The sequence below is a fragment of the Paenibacillus sp. H1-7 genome (assembly GCF_022354825.1).
GTDB lineage: Bacteria > Bacillota > Bacilli > Paenibacillales > NBRC-103111 > Paenibacillus_S.
Genome location: NZ_CP031168.1, coordinates 6,998,313 through 7,018,175, shown reverse-complemented (window position 1 = coordinate 7,018,175; position 19,863 = coordinate 6,998,313). Strand labels below are relative to the sequence as shown.

12 protein-coding genes are annotated in these 19,863 nt (G+C 54.6%); 9 read left to right on the top strand and 3 right to left on the bottom strand.

The genetic code is table 11. The annotated features are described in order from the left end of the window. Positions 1 to 3: 3 nt before the first annotated feature. Both DVH26_RS30845 and DVH26_RS30840 read right to left on the bottom strand, forming a co-directional pair. The gene (locus DVH26_RS30845) at positions 4 to 978 is read right to left on the bottom strand and encodes an ABC transporter permease (RefSeq protein ID WP_239628993.1); all 975 of its coding nucleotides are present in this window, start codon (positions 976 to 978) and stop codon (positions 4 to 6) included. A gap of 84 nt (positions 979 to 1,062) precedes the next feature. Further along, a complete protein-coding gene (locus DVH26_RS30840; RefSeq protein WP_481857561.1) occupies positions 1,063 to 2,691 on the bottom strand; it encodes a type 2 periplasmic-binding domain-containing protein in 1,629 nt (542 codons plus the stop codon). Between the two features lie 259 nt (positions 2,692 to 2,950). Between DVH26_RS30840 and DVH26_RS30835 the strand changes: the two genes are divergently transcribed. The 9 genes from DVH26_RS30835 (at position 2,951) to DVH26_RS30800 (ending at position 17,935) form a co-directional block, all read left to right on the top strand. Continuing rightward, positions 2,951 to 6,841: a polysaccharide lyase family 8 super-sandwich domain-containing protein gene (locus tag DVH26_RS30835; protein WP_239628991.1), complete on the top strand. Its 3,891-nt coding sequence runs from the start codon at positions 2,951 to 2,953 to the stop codon at positions 6,839 to 6,841. Between the two features lie 109 nt (positions 6,842 to 6,950). Further along, positions 6,951 to 7,079 (top strand): hypothetical protein, encoded by a 129-nt coding sequence (locus tag DVH26_RS37130; RefSeq protein WP_275590433.1) that lies wholly within the window; start codon positions 6,951 to 6,953, stop codon positions 7,077 to 7,079. A 192-nt stretch (positions 7,080 to 7,271) separates the two neighbouring features. After that, positions 7,272 to 9,104 carry a ribosomal protection-like ABC-F family protein gene (abc-f, locus tag DVH26_RS30830; RefSeq protein ID WP_239628988.1) on the top strand — a complete coding sequence of 611 codons (1,833 nt, stop codon included), beginning with the start codon at positions 7,272 to 7,274 and terminating at the stop codon, positions 9,102 to 9,104. A gap of 276 nt (positions 9,105 to 9,380) precedes the next feature. Beyond that, complete coding sequence (locus tag DVH26_RS30825; protein ID WP_239628985.1) at positions 9,381 to 11,642, top strand: helix-turn-helix domain-containing protein; 2,262 nt, start codon at positions 9,381 to 9,383, stop codon at positions 11,640 to 11,642. 157 nt (positions 11,643 to 11,799) lie between these two features. Next, the gene (locus DVH26_RS30820; protein WP_239628983.1) at positions 11,800 to 12,744 is read left to right on the top strand and encodes an ABC transporter permease; all 945 of its coding nucleotides are present in this window, start codon (positions 11,800 to 11,802) and stop codon (positions 12,742 to 12,744) included. A gap of 7 nt (positions 12,745 to 12,751) precedes the next feature. After that, positions 12,752 to 13,612: a carbohydrate ABC transporter permease gene (locus tag DVH26_RS30815; protein ID WP_239628980.1), complete on the top strand. Its 861-nt coding sequence runs from the start codon at positions 12,752 to 12,754 to the stop codon at positions 13,610 to 13,612. A gap of 42 nt (positions 13,613 to 13,654) precedes the next feature. Next, entirely contained in the window at positions 13,655 to 15,220 is a 1,566-nt protein-coding gene (locus DVH26_RS30810) for an extracellular solute-binding protein (RefSeq protein ID WP_239628978.1), read from the top strand. Between the two features lie 120 nt (positions 15,221 to 15,340). After that, positions 15,341 to 16,762: an arylsulfatase gene (locus DVH26_RS30805; RefSeq protein WP_239635546.1), complete on the top strand. Its 1,422-nt coding sequence runs from the start codon at positions 15,341 to 15,343 to the stop codon at positions 16,760 to 16,762. Between the two features lie 174 nt (positions 16,763 to 16,936). Further along, on the top strand, positions 16,937 to 17,935 hold the full coding sequence (locus DVH26_RS30800) for a GNAT family N-acetyltransferase (RefSeq protein WP_239628975.1): 999 nt from the start codon (positions 16,937 to 16,939) through the stop codon (positions 17,933 to 17,935). Between the two features lie 131 nt (positions 17,936 to 18,066). Here DVH26_RS30800 and DVH26_RS30795 read toward each other — a convergent pair whose 3' ends face one another. Further along, complete coding sequence (locus tag DVH26_RS30795; protein WP_239628973.1) at positions 18,067 to 18,918, bottom strand: EcsC family protein; 852 nt, start codon at positions 18,916 to 18,918, stop codon at positions 18,067 to 18,069. Positions 18,919 to 19,863 lie beyond the last annotated feature (945 nt).

The following is a 19,863-nucleotide window of genomic DNA, read 5'->3' as shown; positions in this document are numbered from 1 at the left end:
CTCCTACCACAGTTTGTTCTCGCTGAGCCGCTTGCTGATGCTGTTGGCCGAGACGATCAGGATGAAGCTGACGACGGAGTTGAACAGGCCGACCGCAGCCGTGAAGCTGTAGCTCGCCTCCAGAACCCCTTTGCGGTACACATAGGTCGAAATGACGTCCGCCGTTTCATAGGTGAGCGGATTGTACAAGAGCAGCACTTTCTCGCTGCCGACCGTCAGCATATTGCCCATGTTCAGGATGAACAGAATGACGATCGTCGGCATAATACCCGGAATCGTAATGTGCAGCGTCTGCTTCCAGCGGCTCGCGCCGTCCATCCGTGCGGCTTCGTACAACGTCGGGTCGATGGTGGCGATGGCCGCCAAGTAGATGATCGATCCCCAGCCGATCCCCTGCCAAATGCCCGAGGAGACGAACAGGAAGCGGAACCAGCCTGCTTCTTTCAGAAAATCAATCGCTTCGATGCCGAACGATTCGAGAATTTGATTGATGAGACCGGTACGGCCGAGGAAGTCGACCATCATGCCGGCAACGACGACGATGGAAATAAAATGCGGCAAGTACGAAATTGTCTGCACGACCCGCTTGAACATGCTGTTGCGGATCTCGTTGAGCAGGAGCGCCAAGATGATTGCCGCCGGAAAGCCGAATATCAGCTCGTACAGATTGATCAGCACGGTGTTTTTGAGGAGGCGCCAGAAATAGATGCCGTTAAAAAAGCTCTCGAAATGCTTGAAGCCGATCCAGGGGCTGCCCCAGATGCCTTTGGCAGGCGAAAAGTCTTTGAATGCGATCTGCAAGCCGTACATCGGCCCGTAATGAAAAATGATGTAATAAGCGATAACGGGAAGAGCCATCAAGTAAATCGCCCAATGCCGTCTCACATCGGTGCGAATCGTCCGCCAGAGGGTAGGGTCTTGATACGTTTTTCGGTTGTTCTCGGTCAACACTTCGATACTGCCGGAGCTTTGCGCCATCGTGTATCCCTGCCTTTCTTCTGCGTATCGATATACGAAAGCTGGGAGATGAACCGAATCATCTCCCAGTTCTTTCATCATTAATTAGCGTTTGTTGTAGCGTTCGAGCGCGGCCTGTTGGATTTTGATCGCATCTTCGATGCCCATGGTTTGAATTTTTTTGACGTATTTGTCAAAGTTGTCAAGCGGCTCGGCGCCCATGATGAACTTCAGGAGCATCTCGTCGCGGTACGTTTCAATGTCCGTCATAATCGAAGCATACTTGCTCGACTCGTCCTTCGTCGGCGTCACCAGCGGCATTTTGCGTTCGGCCGTCGGCTTGGACCAGATCTCGAGCGCGTCTTTTTGCGTCGGCAGGGCGAGGTACTGCATTTGGAAGTTGTCGCTCATGACGAACGGCGCGCTCCAGGTCGAGCGGTTATGCTTGGCGAACGACTGCTGAAGGCTGACGCCGCTCGGCGGGTTGAGCACTTCCGGCAGGAAGACGGCCTGGCCGTTCTCCATTTTGTAGCTGACGCCTTCTTTACCGTAGTTGAACAGCAGATCGCCTTTTTCGCCGTAGGCATAATCCAGCCATTTGACTGTTTCGATCGGATTCTTGTTGCTTGTCGTGATGGCGGCGCCGACGCCGTTTGCTGCGAAATCCTTTTGTCCCCAGATCGATTTATCGCCTGCCTTCAATACCGGATAAGGCGCAGCCACGAGCTTGAAGCTCGGATCCTTGTCCTTCATCAGGTTGGCGTATTTGCCAATGCCGCCGCCGTTATAGAAGACCGATGCGCCCATCAGGTTGGTCGTCATTTTATTGTCGTACAGCTTGTCGTTAGGCGCAGCGAAATCTTTGTCGAGCAGCCCTTCCTTGTACCATTTGTTCATCGTAACGAGGAATTCCTTGTACTCCGGCTGGATCGGGCCGTACTTCACCTTGCCCCCGTCCTGGTAGTAGCTGTAGTTGATGCCCCATGCACCAAGAAACGGTGCGTCGACGCCGATCATCGCTTTGTCGATGTAGAACGGGATTTCGTCCGCCTTGCCGTTGCCGTTCGGGTCCTTTTCCTTGAATGCCTTCAGTACGGCGTACCATTCATCGATGGTCGTCGGGGTTTTCATGCCGACTTTGTCCAGCCAATCTTGACGGATGCCCGGACCGAAAAACACCCGAACCTTCTCGCCCCCGCGAAGGAAGGGGAAGGAATAAATGCTGCCCTCATCGGTCATAATCTGCTTCTTCCAGTCCGGATGGTCGTTCAGAAGCTTTTTCAAATTCGGGGCATATTTGTCGATCAGATCGTTCAGCTTGATGATTTTGTTATCCTGGATCGCTTTCTCCGGGCCGCCCGGGTAGCCGGTCCAGCCGTATTCGATGACGTCCGGCAGCTGGGTGGAGGCGAGCATCAGGTTGAACTGTTCTTTTTGCTGCTGGGCGTCGAGGGGAGGATGCTGGAATTCGACCTTAACTCCCGTTATTTTCTCCAGCTCTTTGTACATTTCCATTTCGGCGTACGTCTTCATTTGTGAAGCGGCTGCGGAATGGTTAGCTACCCAATAGGTGAGATTCGTCAGCTTCTGCGGCTGCGACTCGCTGCCTGCCTGCGGAGCGGCAGGTGCATTGCTTCCGCTGCAGGCGGCTAGAGAAACGGAGAGTGCGGATACGAGCATGACCGTGCTTGCTTGTTTCATTTTTTTATCCAATGAAAGCGCCTCCTTTTTCATATGCAATTCGTGTTCCCGTTTCCTGATTGAATCCGGTAACTATAGTTCACAGTGTAGCTTGCTCCGGCGTAAAAAGGAACTTCCACCTTTTCCGGTGGTCTGTATTTTCGTAAGATTGGGGGCCAGGTAGAAAAGAAATCAGTGGATATGAAAAATCGTCAGTGTACAGAATGCGGCTGAATCCTTATAGTGGTTGGCATCGGCGGGTAAAGCCGTAGAGGCTAGACCCGTTATTCAAATTTAAAAGGAGTGAATTTATTTGCGTAAACAAGCGGCGGTTATCGCGGCATGTGCTGTGTTATTCGGCACGCTCCCAGCAGTAACGGATGTTCCATTTTATGTAAACGCTGTCAACGCAGCGGAGGAGGAGCAGGCGAATCTGATTCCGAACGGCGGCTTCGAGACGACAACAACGACGACGCGCAATAAATGGACGGGCAATATCGAGCCGACCGGCGGATGGGCCGAATGGTTTGCAAGCGGCAGCGGCAAGTTAACGGTGGACACGGCTGTGGCGCGCGCGGGGGGCAAATCGGTTCGCATCGATCACGACGCGTCGAGCCGAACGGCGCTGAATATTACGGTCCCGGTTACAGCGGGGCAGCGGTACAAGCTCGGCATTTGGATCAAAACCGACAACGCGGTGACGGCAGGCGGCGTCTTTGCCCGCACGCAATATTTGGACAGCGCCGGCAAAAAAGTCGGGGACGGACCGGCAACGGCTAAACTGTCGGGAACGAACGATTGGACGCTGCGCGAAGTGTTCATGACCGTTCCGGCCGGGGTAAGCAAGCTGAAGATCGAACCGTTCTTCGAAACGGGAACAGGGAGAGTGTGGTTTGACGAGGTGTCGCTGGAGAAATGGGACGGCTTGACTGGGCTTGCGTTCGAACAAAACGCTATCTCTATTGGAAAGGATCAGTCTGTTACGCTGAAGCCGGTCTACACGCCTGCAGACGCGCTGGATAAAACCGTCGTGTGGACCTCCTCCAATCCGGAGGTGGCGGCCGTAGACGGGGGAATCGTGACGGGAAAAGCATATGGGACGGCTGTTATCAAAGCGACGACGAAAGACGGCAGGCTCACGGCCGAATGCCAGGTGAGCGTCGAATCGCCGGAGACGATGCAATACTACGACGAGCTGCGTCGCACCTGGTACAGCAAGCTGGTCGGCGGAGACCGGCCGGACACGTCGGATGCCGATATCGCCGCCTATTTGACGGCGCTTGCCGGCAAGGTGACGAATGCGGAGCGTACGGGCCGCTGGGATACGATGGACAAATCGCCGGGACGCACGTATTTGTGGAGCGACTTGATCAGCACGACGAACTCGGCGGAAATTTCTACTGCATACGGCGCGCTGCGGACGATGGCGCAGGCCTACTCCATCCAGGGCTCCTCACTGTACCATAATGAATCGCTGCGTAACGACATCATCGGCGGGCTGGATTGGATGTACGACAACCGGTATAACGAGAGAAAAACCGAATACGGCAACTGGTGGGATTGGGAGATCGGCACGCCGCAAATTTTGAACGACATCCTCGTGCTGATGTACGACGAGCTGACGCCGGAGCAGATTGCCAAATACATCAAGCCGATCGACCGTTTCGTGCCGACGCCGAAGACGCGGACGATTAACGGCGTCCAGGAGACGGGGGCGAACCTGCTCGATAAAGCGTTCGTCGTCAGCCTGCGCGGGGTGATCGGTAAGCTGAGCGCCAAGATCGTGCAGGGACGCGATGCGATGGGACCGGAGTTTATTTACACGACCAAAGGGGACGGCGTATTCGAGGACGGCTCGCTCGTCCAGCATTCGAACATCGCCTATACCGGCGGCTACGGGTCGGTATGGCTGAACCGGGCTGCGGATATGCTGCTGCTGTTAAACGGCTCTCCATGGCCTGTGACCGATCCGAATGTGAACAACGTATTCGATTGGGTGCCGGATTCGTTCGAGCCGGTCATCTATAAGGGACAAATGATGGACATGGTGAATGGAAGAGGCATATCCCGTCAGACGGCGGGCAGCGCGAGAGGCGTCATTATGACGATTCTGCGTCTTGCGGAAAGCGCACCTGCCGATAAGAAGCTGGCCATTAAACAAATGGTCAAGGAATGGATTCGCACCGACACGACGACCTCTAATTATATTGACGGGCTTGCGATCTATGAGATGAATCTGGTCAAAAAGCTGCTGGCCGACGACTCGATTGCGCCTCGCGGGGAGCTGGTCAAGCATCAGGTGTTCGCCGGCATGGACCGTGTCGTGCATCTGCGGCCGGGCTTCGGTCTTGCTATCAGCATGTTCTCCGACCGGATTAGCGCCTTCGAGTACGGCAACGGCGAAAATTCGAAGGGCTGGTATACGGGGATCGGCATGACCTCCCTGTACAACGACGATCTCAATCAATACCGTAACGATTATTGGCCGACCGTCGATTCGTACCGTCTGGCGGGAACGACGACCGACGGCATTTACAAGACTCCGAAAGATTGGGCGTCTTATTTGAACTCGCGGACCTGGGTAGGCGGCTCTTCCATCGACGGGCTTTACGGCGCCGCCGGGATGGAGTTCGCCCTCGACAAAAGCACGGGCAGCACGCTGCAGGGCAAAAAGTCGTGGTTCTCGTTCGACGACGAGATCGTGGCTCTCGGTTCCGGCATCTCAAGCTCGGATAACAAGAACGTGGAGACGATCGTCGAAAACCGGAAGCTGAACGACAGCGGTAATAACGCGCTGACAGTCAACGGCACCACAAAGCCGAATACGCTTGGCTGGTCGGAAACGATGGAGAACGTGACATGGGCGCACTTGGAGGGCAATGTGCCGAACACCGGTATCGGCTATTATTTCCCGAAGCCTTCAGCTTTGCTGGGCCTTCGCGAAGCGAGAACCGGCGCATGGAAGGACATTAATACCGGAGGCAGCGCCACTCCGGTCACCAGGAATTATATGAGCCTGGCGTTCGAGCACGGGACGAATCCTGCGGACGGTTCGTATTCTTACGTTCTGCTGCCGGGTAAGGATGCGCAAGCGACTGCACAGTATAGCGCGAACCCGACTATTGACGTCTTGAGCAATACGCCGGATGCACATGCTGTTAAGGAAACGAAGCTGGGCATTACCGCAGCTAATTTCTGGAAAGCCGGCACTGTTGATTTCGTGACCGCCTCGAGCCCTGCTTCCGTCATGGTGAAGGAAGCGAACGGGGAGCTGACGCTGGCCGTCTCGGACCCGACACAGAAGCAAGGCGACATCACGATAGAGCTGGATAAACAGGAATTTACCTCTATCGTCAGCCAAGACAGCACCATCGAGGTTATCCAGACGTCCCCTACGATCAAGGTGGTCGTCCATACCGCCGGATCGATCGGAAAAACGCACGCTGTCACCTTCAAGGACACGGTCGCTCCGGTGACATCCGACGATGCCAAAGCAGGCTGGCAGCAAGCTGCGCAAACGGTGAAGCTGACCGCGACCGACCATGGAAGCGGCGTTGCCCGTACGCTGTACCGTGTGGACAACGGAGCACTGGCGGAAGGTCAGACGGTTGAGCTCAGCGCAGACGGAGTGCACAAGATCGACTACTACAGTGAAGATCGGGCCGGCAACCGTGAAGTGGTCAAGACGGCCGAGGTGAAGATCGATACGGCCGGTCCGGTTATTACACCGACCGTATCGCTTGCCGTGTACCAGACGGATGCGGCGTCAATCCGTTTCCAAGTATCGGATCCGCTTAGCGGCGTTACGAATGCCGTTTACAAGCTGGACGGCAAAGCTGTGAACCATCCGATTGCCATAGAACCCCTCGCCCTTGCTCTGGGAGACCATACGATCCAGGTGTCGGCGACCGATGGGGTGGGGAATATGACGGAGCGGAGCTTTACCCTTACGGTGACGATAGACGTCGATCACTTGGATGACATGATCCAGTTGGGCAGCGATAAAGGATGGATTACAAACCATGGCATCGTTAACAGCCTGCTGTCCAAAGTCGATGAAATCCGCAAGGAATCAGCGACCGACACGAAGCTGAACGGCTTGAAGGCGCTGGAAAACGAAGTGAATGCGCAGTCCGGCAAGAAGATCGACGCCGGCTTTGCCAAACTGCTTCTTGAGCAAATCAATTATTTGAGAAGCAGTTAATCCGTGTGGGCGTAAGCCCAAATCTGTTGCCGGGATTTGCGGAATCAATTTCCATGTGGTATGATTTTATGTAGCTATTTATTCTTGATTCGGTAAAGGGGGTGTCAATATGTTGCAAGTCGCTGAACGTAGTCAAATGACTCAATATTGGGTGCATATTACTACGATTGTATTCCGTTCTGCGGTGAACGGGAGAAGTGTGTCCTTTTACGGCGACTGCAACATTTTGACCCACTGACTTCGGACCGCGAACGGCCTGCTTCATGCTATGGCATGATAGCCGGTTTCGTGTCCGAATGGATATCGGCTGACGTAAGAAAAGCCACGGGTAAAAGGTTGCCTTTTGCCTGTGGCTTTTTTCGTGCGCCTATAGCCTTATAAACCCTAAAATTTACCGAATGTGAGCGTGATATAGATGTTACTATGTGCTGTGGATAAAATTGGGAAAACCTGGGGCGGAACGCCCGTATTTCAAGATCTGTCGCTGGAAATTCACGAAGGGGACCGCGTCGGCATGGTTGGACCTAACGGCTGCGGCAAGACGACGCTGCTGAAGCTGCTGGCGGGTGCTGAGCCTGCGGACGCGGGAGCGATTCATTATAAAAAGGGAAGCCGTGTGGAAATACTCGCGCAAATTCCCGACTATGGCCCGACGGCTACGGTGATGGAAGTGCTGCAGGAAGCGTTCGCCGACCTGCTTGGCATACAGGAGCGGCTGGCCGAGCTGGAGGCGAAAATGGCGCAGCCTGACGAGATGGAGAAGGCGCTCAAGAGCTACGGCGAGCTGCAGGACCTCTTTATGGAAAAGGGCGGCTACGAGATGGAGTCGAATTTGTCCCGGGTCGCTAACGGGCTCGGCATTGCCCATCTGCTGCAGCAGCCGTTCAGCAGCTTGAGCGGCGGAGAACGGACGAAGGTGTGCCTGGGGCGCATCTTGCTGCTCCGGCCGGACCTGCTGCTGCTGGACGAACCGACCAACCATTTGGATCTGCATGCGGTGGAGTGGCTCGAAGCTTATTTATCAGGCTACCGGGGCAGCGTCATGATTGTCTCGCACGACCGTTATTTCCTGGACCGCGTGGTGAATAAAATATTCGATATCGAAGGCGGCTCGGTTGACATCTATCATGGCAACTATACCTACTTCGTCGCTGAGAAGGAGCGTCTTCTTCTGCTGGAATTCGCTGCGTTCAAGGAGCAGCAGAAGAAGATCAAAAAGATGGAGGAAGCGATCAAGCGGCTTCGGATCTGGGCGGCGCAGGCCGACAATCCGGGTATGTTCAAGCGTGCCGCAGCAATGCAAAAGGCGCTGGATCGGATGGAGAAGCTCAATAAACCGGTTCTGGAACGAAAAAAGATGGGGCTCTCGTTCGAAGTGAACGAGCGCAGCGCCAAGGACGTCGTAGTGATGGAAAACGTAGGGGTCACCTTCGACGCGCCGAATGGCGGTAATGATGGCGATACCGGAGTGCAAGCTCCTGGCGGCGGCCAAAGAACGCTGTATTCCGGCGTGGATATGCTTGTGCGCTACACGGAAGCGGTCGCCGTCGTCGGGGGGAATGGAAGCGGGAAATCGACGCTGCTGCGGCTTATTACCGGGGAAATGATGCCGACCGAAGGCATGGTGAAGATCGGCAGCAACGTGAAGATTGGATATTTGGCTCAGCTGGATTGGTTTCAGGATGAGGAGATGACGATAGTGGAGGCTTTCCGCGACGCCGTATTGGTAGAGGAAGGTGAGGCACGACACCTGCTCGCCCGGTTTCTGTTCTACGGAGCCTCCGTATTTCGGAAGGTGAAAAGCTTGAGCGGAGGAGAGCGGATGCGGCTCCGGCTTGCGCAGCTGATGCATCAGGAGCTGAACGTGCTGGTGCTCGACGAACCGACCAACCACCTGGATATCGATGCGCGGGAAGCGCTGGAGGATACGCTGGCTTCGTTTGCGGGAACGATCATTTGCGTTTCGCATGACCGCTATTTGCTGAACAAGCTGTTTCCCGTAACCTATTGGCTGGAAAAGGGGGCGTTGATGCGGTATGAAGGCAATTACGATGAGGCTCTGAGGAAGCGCGAGGAGCGCGCAGCCTCCGGCTTGCGTGATGCCGGAAGCGCAAAGACGGCTTCAACGGCAGCGAAGCATAACGGGAAGGGCAGAGCGGGAGACTCCGATCAGGGGAACCGCCGCGATGCAAAGGCCACTGAAAGATCGAATGCAAAATCGAATGAAAAAGCGAATGCAAAATCGGGCAAGCGCAGGAAATAACTGACCTATCGAGCGGCGAAAATCCATGTCCGGTCCAACCAACCTGAAGATGTCCCGCCTTGGTGTATGCGGAGGGCGAAGGTTTTGCAGGACAGAATGGTAAGTAACAAACGGCCAAGAGCATCTGGGGCCGATATGCATATAAAGCGGTCTGGAGCCGGTAACTGCGGCAGCATCCGGACCGCTTCTTTTTTTCATATGCGCTATGTCTGGACATTTGCGAACAAGCAAGATACGCTAGATGGGTAAGGGAAGGCTTCAAAGGGGGATTCATATATGAAGAAATCGAATGGACTTTTTCGCAAAAATGTGTTCCGCAAGCATCTCGCGCTGTTTCTTATAACGATTTTGGTTCCAACCTGTTTATTTCTGGGCGTTTATATGTACGGCTATTCAAGCAATGTTAAGGAGTCAATAGAAAGCGCTTCCAGCAATAATTTGGACCGTGTTTCGCGCAATGTGGAGCTTTTCTTCGAAAATACGGACCAGATCGCGCTGCAAGTCTCATTAAATCCGTCCATCGCCGGAATGCTGAACCGCCCGTTCGAGCAGTCCGCTTATGACTTGTTCGTCATTAAGGAGCTGCTGAGAGGCTGGACCTCCTACAGCTCGCTGTTTCAGTCCTTGTACATTCACGTTCTGCAAAACAATAAGGTCCTTACTACGAATGAAGGATTGTATAAGGCTTCCGATTTTTACGATGCCGCCTTTATGGATGAAATGAAACGGTTCGGCCTGGATCATTACGATTTATGGACCGGTATCCGAAAGCTGCAGGAGAGCACGGGGCCGAATGAGGTCGATCTGGATGTGCTTACATTCGTCAGAGTCGTTCCCGTAACGGAGCAGACGCCGCTAGGCGTGTTGTACATCAATTTCCGCAAGGATGCGTTCTTGCAGACGATTGAGCATTTATCGCCTAACAGCCAAGGCAATATGGTTGTGCTCGATCCGCAAAACCGGCTTGCATCGGAGAAGGTTGAAGGTCTCGACGCCGAGCGGATCGCGAGCGAGCTTCAGCCCGGACAGGCGCGAACGGATGTCATCGGGCGCGGTGCGGACAAATATTTCATAACGGCGAGCAAAAGCTCCGCCAACGGCTGGACTCTGCTCCATCTCACCCCGTACGAGGTGTACAGCGGCCAAATGCGGCAGCTTCTGCTGAAGGTGTCCCTCATCTTCGCCGGCGTGCTCTCGCTCGGCATCGGGATGGCTTATTTGTTCGCATCCATCCTGTACGGCCCGTGGAAGCGGGTGGAGGAACGGCTGCAGGGCTACGTGCTGAAGACGTTCGATGCCTCCAAAGGCGATGTGTATGCGGTCGTGGATCACGCCATCCACAATCTGATCGATACGATCCGGCACAACGAGCCGGTGCTTCGGGACCATCTTGTGCGAGACTTGTTCCATCATGCGCATCCGGAGGGCGATCGGACGGTGCTCGACCGGTTTGCGGAATGGGGAGTTCCTTTCGAGCATCCCCATTTCATTGTCGTCGTGATTTCCGGCGAGCTGCGAACCGCAGATAGGGACAACGAATCCCGGTACAACCTGGTCTTGTACAGCTTGGCCGAGGAGCTGCTGAACTCCCGCTTCAAGTCGGCGGGGACCGTTCTCGGGAAGGTCCAGTATGCATTTTTGCTGAATACGGCTTCTAGCGAGCTTCAAGAGGCGACGATCCAGGAGCTGGAAGCTTGCTGCCAGGAAATCGTCGCGAAGGCGCGGGAGCATCTCGATGTGTCGATGCACTTTTGCATCGGAGGCGTCCGGCCGCTTCACCGCGTGCACGAGGCTTACGAGCAGGCGAGACGCGTCATGGCCTACAAAGCGTTCCTGTCGCATTCCGGCATCTTTTACGCGAACGAATCGAACGAGCCTCAGCAATTCGAATATCCGGCTTCATATCAGAAGCTGCTGCTGAATTCGCTGATGACGGGAAACCGGGAGCAGGCGGAGGAGCTGATATCCGATTTGTTCCACCGGTATATCCATAACAGCCGATACCCTCTGCCGAAGCTGCAGCAGATGATCGTCATGCTGATGAGCCACATCATGAGCTCGCTGGCCCAGGAGGGCTACGACATCGGTCCGCTGATCGACGAAGCGGGGCTGCTGAACCTGCAGACGAGCGGCAACAGTGTGGAATTGCAAACCTTCATCAGCAATCAGCTGAAATCGGTGATGGATTACTTGGAATCGGTGCGTGAGCAGCGCCAAATCAGTCCTTATATCCGCAAGGCGTTGACCTTTATTGAAGAAAAATATACGGATAATATATCGATTTCCGACATTGCGGCGTCCATCGGCATCAGCAGCGGGCACTTGAGCCGCCTGTTCAAAGCCGAGGTCGGGAAGCCTCCGCTGGAATATTTAACCGAATACCGGCTGGAGCAGGGCAAGCAGCTTCTAGTCGATTCCACGCAATCGCTGCATCAGATCAGCGAGGCGATCGGCTACAACGATGTTCATACGTTCATCCGCTTTTTCAAAAAATACGAAGGAACGACGCCCGGGGAATACCGGAAGCAGTGGATGTAGCCTTTTTGACGCGACATGTTGAGTTTATGATATACCGGCAGTTTCGCGCTTTTCTCTCCATCCGAATCAAAGACTGGACATTTACGGCAGCCTCCTGCCCCGTTGTATGATGGAACCGTAAACAAACCACCATTTGACGAAAAGGAGGAACGTCGCTATGCATGAAGCCGCCGTTATGCGCGAAACCAAACGGAACCGGACGCGTCTTGGCCTTCGCCACAGCTGGAACGAGCTCCGCAAGCACAAATATTATTTCGTTCTGCTTTTGCCGGGGCTTCTTTATTTTCTGTTGTTCCATTACTGGCCGATGGCCGGAGTTGCAATCGCTTTCAAGGACTTCCGGCTGCTGGACGGAATTACGGGCAGCCCGTGGGCGGGGCTGAAATGGTTTCGCATTTTGTTCGATTCACCGGACTTTTGGACTGCGCTCAGGAATACAGTCCTTATCAGCTTTTACAAATTGCTGTTCAATTTTCCGGCGCCGATTGTGCTCGCACTGCTGCTTAATGAAGTGTATCAGGCAACGTTTAAAAGGGTAGTCCAGACGATTGTTTATTTTCCGCACTTTTTGTCCTGGGTCATTCTGGGAGGCATTCTGGTGTCCCTGTTCTCGAACAATACGGGCGTGACCGGAATACTAGGATGGACGACATCTCCGCTCATGGACCCGGAGAAGTTTCGCGGCATGCTGGTGCTGACGGAAATGTGGAAGGAGGTCGGCTGGGGAACGATCATATATTTGGCGGCGATAACCGGCATTAATCCGGAGCTCTATGAAGCGGCCAGAATAGACGGGGCCAACCGGCTTCAGCTTGTGAGGCACATTACGATTCCATCGATTGCCAACACGATCGTCATCATGCTTATTTTGCGAACCGGGCAAATTTTGCATGTCGGCTTCGACCAAATCTTCGTGCTGTATAACCCGCTTGTTTTTGATGTGGCGGATGTGCTTGATACTTACGTCTACCGGGTCGGCATTACGATGGGACGCTACTCGTTTGCGACCGCAGCCGGATTGTTCCAATCGGTAGTGGGCTTGATCCTGCTGCTGATGACCAACGCGGCTGCCAGAAAAATGGGAGAACGAGGAATATGGTGAGGTGCTTATGAAAAAAAGCTTTGCATCCAGATTGTTCGATGCGGGAAATGCAGCGTTTCTCATTCTGCTGAGTGTCATATCCCTGTATCCGTTATGGAGAGAAATCTCGTTATCGTTAAGTTCTCGGGACGAGGCGATGCGGGGCGGACTGTTTCTGTGGCCGAGAGAGTTCACATGGACGGCGTACACCCATATTTTGGATTCGGTCTATATATGGGTCGCATACGGCAATACCATCTTCATTACGATTGCAGGCACGCTGCTGCATTTGCTAGTGACTTCCAGCGCTGCCTATGCCTTGGCCAAACGGACGCTGCCGATGAAAAATATGTTTCTGCTGCTTATCGTGTTTACGATGATTTTTAGCGGCGGATTAATCCCGACCTATATGGTCGTCAAGCAATTGGGCTTACTAAATTCGCTATGGGCGGTTATTGCGCTGAATTTGTCTTCAGGCTTCAACATGATCATTATGCTGAACTTTATCCGGGCGATTCCCGAGGAAATCGAAGAGTCGGCCATGATGGACGGGGCGAACCCGATCCGGATTTATGTATCGATCATTCTGCCTCTGTGCAAGCCGGTGCTGGCCACCTTAGCCTTATGGGTCGCCGTCTCGCTGTGGAACAATTTCTTTCAATCGATGATTTATTTGAACGACCAGTCTCTCACGACGCTGCCGCTTCTCTTAAGACAAATCGTTGCCGGACAGGAGATCGCTCAACAATTGGGCCAGCTCGACGATACGACGACGGAGTCGGTTATCGCCGCCACCATTATGGTGTCCATTTTGCCTATTGTAGCCGTGTATCCGTTCCTGCAGCGGTATTTTACGAAGGGCGTCATGCTGGGTTCGGTAAAATCGTAGCTCGTACCATTTCAAACGGCAATTTTTAGGGGAGGTCTTTCGATGAAAAAAATGAAAGCTTTGCTTGTCTTCGCCAGTATTCCGGCTCTCACACTGGCTTTGGCTGCCTGCAGCGGCAATGAACCTGCGGGGGGGAAAACGGATTCCGCAGCGGCCAAAGGCGAAAAGCCGGTTACGTTTCAATTTCTCCGCAACGGCGGCTTCCCGGAATATCCCGCCGATGGCGGCGAAGCCAAGCAGGAAATTATTAAAGCGCTGGAGAAGTCAGGCGTTAAAGGCGTCGATTATAAGGTGACCATAGCGACGGGAGACGAATATACGACCAAGCTGAACCTGCTTGCATCCTCAGGCGAGCTGCCGGATTATTTCGATATTGATGCGAAGACGCTGTCCCGGTTCATCGAGCAGGGGCTCGTGAAGCCGATCGACGAGTATTTGAAGAAAACGCCGAATCTGGTTCAATCGATTCCGAAGGCTTACTGGGATCAGGTGACCTACAACGGCAAAATTTATGCGGTTCCGAACGGAACGCGGCCGGAAGCCTTCAACACGCCGAGCGTTACCTCCGTCCTGGTCCGGCAGGATTGGCTCGACAATTTGAAGCTGAAGCAGCCGACAACGGTTGACGAGCTGCACGACGTGCTGAAGGCGTTCGTCACCCAGGACCCGGACAAAAACGGCAAAAACGACACGGTCGGCTTCGGCGCCACGAAGACGATCCAGACGAGCCAGGCGCAGCTGACGCAATTCCGCTCCATCTTCGGTGCGTTCGGCATTGCACCGACCCATTGGATGGAGAGCGGCGGCCAAATCAAGAAAGGGATGGTGCTGCCGGAAACGAAGCAGGCGCTCGCCGTCCTTCAGCAGTGGTACAAGGAAGGGCTGATCGATCCCGACTTCCCGGTCACGGAAAGAAAGCAGCTGGAGGAAAAAGTGGTCGGCTCCAAGATCGGCGTCTGGGAAGACGACGGCTATTTGATCAACCCGCAGGCGAATCCGGTTGCAGGCTCGCTGGCTAAGGCAACCCCATCAGCGAAGCTCGCTCTGATTGCGCCGCCGAAGGGCCCGGGCGGAAAGCAAGGGTTCCCGGAAACGAATGCAGCCGCATCGGCTCCCCTTCGTGCCTTGTCGGCCAAGGCGCAAAATCCGGAGAAGCTGTTCCAATTCCTTGAATGGATGGCTACGGATGGCGAGAACGGCGGCTTCAACTACATTACGTACGGGATTGAAGGCAAAGACTTCACCTACGATAAGGCCAGCAATACGATTACGCAAAAGGTCAGCTATGCCGATCTGTATAAGCGCGGATATTCGAACCCGGTGCGGATGGTGTTCATTATTGACCGGCGCTGGACGACGCCGGATGTCCGTTCGGCGCTTGAGCTGGCCGGGAAGCATGTCATCCCTAACCAGCTGTGGAGAACGGTGCAGGCGGAGCTGGATTATCCGGACCTCGAATCCAAGCTGTGGCCGGAATATCTCATCAAGATTATTACCGGCGTCTGGCCTGTTGAGAAGCATGATGAATTCGTGCAAAAATATTATCAGCAGGGCGGACAGCAGATCGAGAAGCAGGCGAACGAGGAATGGAAAAAGCTTAAAAAATAAAACGGCCGACACTCCGGGGAGGCAGGCTCTATGGCTTGCTTCCTCATGTTCAGGAGAGGAAAGGAGCGATTTCGATTGCAGCAGCAGCGCCCTAATATTTTGCTCATTACGGTTGATCAGATGAGGTGGGATTGTCTCAGCGTAATGGACCATCCGATTGTCGAGACCCCGAATCTGGATAGCCTGGCCCGATCTGGCGTGCTATTCCGAAGCGCCTATGCGGCGACTCCGACGTGCATACCGGCGAGGGCGGCTATTTTTACCGGCATGAGCCAGCGTTCGCATGGCCGGGTCGGGTATCAGGATCGTGTGCCATGGAATTATGAGCACACGCTGCCTGGCGAGCTTGCAAAGGCGGGGTATCACACGCAATGCGTCGGGAAGATGCACGTGTACCCGACACGCAGCTTGTGCGGATTTCATAACGTCGTGCTTCATGACGGTTATTTCCATTATTACCGCGACAAGCACAGCACGTTAGCCAATCAGCAGTTCGACGAATGCGACGATTATTTGCGCTGGCTTAGGGAGACGGCAGGGGCGCACCACGATATTACCGATCTCGGCTTGGATTGCAACGCATCGACGGTTACGCGGCCATGGCATTTGCCGGAGCATATGCATCCGACGAACTGGACGGTATCCCAGTCGATTGATTTCCTGCGGAGGCGGGATCCGGGCAAGCCGTTTTTCCTGTGGACGTCCTTCGTGCGGCCACACTCTCCGCTTGACCCGCCACAGGCCTACTTCGATATGTACAAGGACCTGGAGATGCCCGATCCGCCTGTGGGCGATTGGGTGGAGCGGATGGGAGGAGGCAGCGGGTCCAGCGACCCGACGACGATATTCGGTGAAGTACCGGCACGCAGGCTGAACCGGGCGAGGGCCGCCTATTATGCCCTGATCACCCATATTGATGACCAGATCGGAAGGCTCTTGAACGCGCTTCAGGAATACGGCGTTCTCCGCAACACGCTGATCGCCTTCACTTCCGATCACGGCGAAATGATCGGCGACCATCATTTCTATCGCAAAGCGCTCCCTTATGAAGGCAGCGCGAAGATCCCGTTCCTCGTCTACGATCCGAGCGGAAGCCTCGGTTTCCGGAAGGGGGCGGTCGTCGATGAGGTGGTCGAGCTGCGCGACATTATGCCGACGCTGCTCGATGCAGCCGGAGCTCCGGTTCCGGAATCCGTCGACGGGAGCAGCCTGCTGCCGCTGTGCCGTAAGGAGACGGCAGGGCGATGGCGCGAATACATTCATGGGGAGCATGCCTTCGGAGCGCTGTCCAATCATTACGTGACGAACGGGCGCGAGAAATATATTTGGTACTCCCAGTCCGGGGAGGAGCAGCTGTTCGACTTGAGCAGCGACCCGCAGGAGCTCGTCAATTTGGCCGCTCAACCCGGGCGGGAGGAGAGGATCGCGCTATGGAGAGAGCGATTGATCGGAGAGCTCGACGGACGAGAAGAGGGATACGTCGATCAGGGCCGGCTGATAGCGGGCCGGACGCCGCAGGCTTGTTTAATTCATATTTTGTAATGGTTGCATGAATGGTGAATATAAGACGGCATAGTTTTAGGACGTCATGTCAGGACTTCAGGACATCAGGACGTCGGGCAGCGAGTAAACTCCCGATATAATTGTTTTCTCCGAACCAAACCCCTTCAGCTCGTGGTAATGTAAAGAAAAGGAAGAACTGAAGGGGGAAGGAAGATGAGCTTTGTCATTCGAACGATGAAGGTACCGGACGACTACGAGGGTGTTGCCCGATTGATGAGTCTGCATTATTCCGAGCCGATGACGGTGGAACGGCTGCAGGAAGAGGATGCGAATATTCCGCTCATAGGCTCGTTGAGCCGTGACGACGACGGGCGGCTTGCAGGGCATGACCGCATCCGCTATGTCGCCCTGGACGGCAAAGGTCAAATTGCCGGCTATGGCATTGCATGGCGGGCGCCATGGTCGCCCGCAGGTACGCTGTTCTGCAATATTATCGTCGACCCGGCCAAAAGACGCTCCGGAATAGGCGGCGCGATCTACGAGACGCTGGAAGCGTATGTGCAGAAGGCTGGTGCAGATTGTGTCGTCTACGATGTGCGCGACAGCGAGCCGGATTCCTTGCGATTCGCCGAGGTAAGGGGCTTTGCGGTGGAGCGGCACCGTTTCGAGTCGTTGATCGAGCTGGAGCGTTATTCTTTCGACGAGGCTGAGTCTGCGGCAGCGGCTGTGACTGCCGTTTCGGCGGAGAACGGGATTCGATTTGCAACGTTGGCGGAGCTTCCGGGGGAGGAAGCGGAGCGTGCCTTGTATGAGCTGTACCGGCAAACCAATCCTGATATTCCCGGGGCGGAAGGGGAGTTCATGTGGTACAGCGAATGGCGCAAATGGGCGGTAGACCGGAAGGACTTCGATCCGTCGCTCGTTCTGCTCGCGTTGGACGGTCTCCGGCCGGTCGGAGCGGTGGAGCTGATCGCAATACCCGCTACGCAAAGCCTGTACAACGAGTACACCTGCGTTGACCGGGATTACCGCTCCCGAGGCGTAGCGACAGCCTTGAAGCGGCGTTCGATTGAGGTCGCTCGGCAGCGGGGTTACCGGTACATCCGCACCCACAACGATTCGTTGAACGCCCCGATGCTGGCGATCAACCGGAAGCTCGGCTACAAGCCGGTTCCGGGATTTTATAAAATGGTTCGCAATGTACGTAAATAAGTCCGTACATGGAGAGAAGCCGGTTTCCCTTTGTCTGCAAAGGGAGCCGGTTTTTTGTGTTGGAGCATGTTATTTTCGCCGGCAAGCAATCGACGATTCTAACGTCCGAAGAGGCCATTCGCTCGTCGGGCTTAGATCGGGTTTGAGTTCAACCGCTCGAGTATTCTGCGCTTGCGGTACAGCATGGTGCCCGCTTCTGCGACTTGCAGCAAGGCATCGCGGTTCGCGTAGGCACCGAACAAAGCTCCTGCAATCGGGACAAGCTGGAACAGCTTCTTCAAGCCGAAATTATCCCGGTACACGGTGACGACTTCGCGCCAGCCCTGCAGCTGGCTCATCACTTGAACGTCGCTGCTCCGGTTGTCGTATTCGGCCAATTCTTCCAGAATGGCCTTTTTGCCCACGATATCCGATGAGGAGAACTGGAGGCATTTGACAATGAACATCCGTTCCTTCTCGTCCTTCGGATCAAAGCCGTAGCAGACGGCCAGCTCCTGCAGCAGCTTCAACGACAATCCGAGCATCGCCGGAATGTCAACCGCTAGAGTAAACACTCCGCCGAATCCCGTAGTAGCCCCCTGTACGGTAGCTATCGTTGACCTGCTGTCTCGAAGCCCGTCGGCCACGCGGTTCATTACGGCAAGAGAGAGCTCTTTTGCCTCCGGCAGTGTCAAGAACAAGGGCGTATCGGCCGGCAGGACTCCCTCCGGTATTATCCTTTCGCCGCTCCTCCGGGCTTCCTGTTGAAGCTTCTCCAAAATCGTTTTCTCCGAAACGAGGTAGCTCCCTCCGGTTTGGATGAACTTGCCGATCTCATTCAAGGCCGTCCCTATTTTGTCCTGGATCACTCGCGGTGTCCATTTATCCAGCAGAGCAAAAGGGAGTCGCCCGAGTTTTTCCCAAAACCACAAATCCTTCTGCTCACGTTCCCATTTTACAATCAGCTGAAGCTCTTGCTGCAGCTGTTCCCGGCTTTCGGTCATGCGGCATCACTCCTTTTGTCCAACTATACGCAGAAGCCGGCGTGCAGGATTCACTGCAGCCCGGAATAGGGACTTTTTTCTATTGTGTGTCGAGAAACGTGAGCTTAGTACTGAGGTGAGGTGATGTTAATAGTTGGATGTAGGGTGGATAGCTGGATTGTACGTATAGCTGGGGGGTGAGCTGAGTTGCCGGAGAGTGAGGTGAGAAGCGAGTAGGATTGTGTCCGGTTGGTGAGTCGAGTTGTGGAGCCGGAGGGATTGCGCGGTGGATAGCAGAGTAGAGGGCTGATATTGGAGGGGCAGGAGGGAGGTAAGTTGGATTGTCTAAGGTTGGTGAGTCGAGTTGTAAAGCATAAGCGCATAGCCGGATTGTATAGCCAGAGGATAGCTGAGTTGCCGGAGAGTGAGGTGAGAAGCGAGTAGGATTGTGTCCGGTTGGTGAGTTGAGCTGTAGAGCCGGAGGGATTGCAGACTGGATAGCTGGGTGGAGAACTGATATTGGAGGGGCAGGAGGGTAAGTTGGATTGTGTCTGGTTGGTGAGTTGAGTTGTAAAGCATAAGCGCATACCCGGATTGTATAGCCAGGGGATAGCTGAATTGTCGAAGAGTCAGGTAGGAAGCGAGTAGGATTATGTCAGGTTGGTATGTTGAGTTGTGGAGCCGGAGGGATTGTGCGGTGGATAGCTGGGTGGAGACTGATATTGGAGGGGCAGGAGGGAGGTAAGTTGAATTGTCTGAGGTTGGTGAGTCGAGTTGTAAAGCATAAGCGCATAGCCGGATTGTATAGCCAGGGGATAGCTGAGTTGTCGGAGAGCGAGGTGAGAAGCGAGTAGGATTGTGTCTGGTTGGTTAGTTGAGTTGTGGAGCCGGAGGGATTGTGCGGTGGATAGCTGGGTGGAGACTGATATTGGAGGGGCAGGAGGGAGGTAAGTTGGATTGTCTGAG

Excerpts from the sequence above, each read along its gene's own strand:
- DVH26_RS30810 (WP_239628978.1), top strand. The coding sequence starts at position 13,655 with ATGAAAAAAATGAAAGCTTTGCTTGTCTTCGCCAGTATTCCGGCTCTC.
- DVH26_RS30820 (WP_239628983.1), top strand. The coding sequence starts at position 11,800 with ATGCATGAAGCCGCCGTTATGCGCGAAACCAAACGGAACCGGACGCGT.
- DVH26_RS30840 (WP_481857561.1), bottom strand. The coding sequence starts at position 2,691 with ATGAAAAAGGAGGCGCTTTCATTGGATAAAAAAATGAAACAAGCAAGC.
- DVH26_RS37130 (WP_275590433.1), top strand. The coding sequence starts at position 6,951 with ATGTTGCAAGTCGCTGAACGTAGTCAAATGACTCAATATTGGGTGCAT.
- DVH26_RS30795 (WP_239628973.1), bottom strand. The coding sequence starts at position 18,918 with ATGACCGAAAGCCGGGAACAGCTGCAGCAAGAGCTTCAGCTGATTGTA.
- DVH26_RS30805 (WP_239635546.1), top strand. The coding sequence starts at position 15,341 with ATGAGGTGGGATTGTCTCAGCGTAATGGACCATCCGATTGTCGAGACC.
- DVH26_RS30800 (WP_239628975.1), top strand. The coding sequence starts at position 16,937 with ATGAGCTTTGTCATTCGAACGATGAAGGTACCGGACGACTACGAGGGT.
- DVH26_RS30825 (WP_239628985.1), top strand. The coding sequence starts at position 9,381 with ATGAAGAAATCGAATGGACTTTTTCGCAAAAATGTGTTCCGCAAGCAT.
- DVH26_RS30845 (WP_239628993.1), bottom strand. The coding sequence starts at position 978 with ATGGCGCAAAGCTCCGGCAGTATCGAAGTGTTGACCGAGAACAACCGA.
- DVH26_RS30815 (WP_239628980.1), top strand. The coding sequence starts at position 12,752 with ATGAAAAAAAGCTTTGCATCCAGATTGTTCGATGCGGGAAATGCAGCG.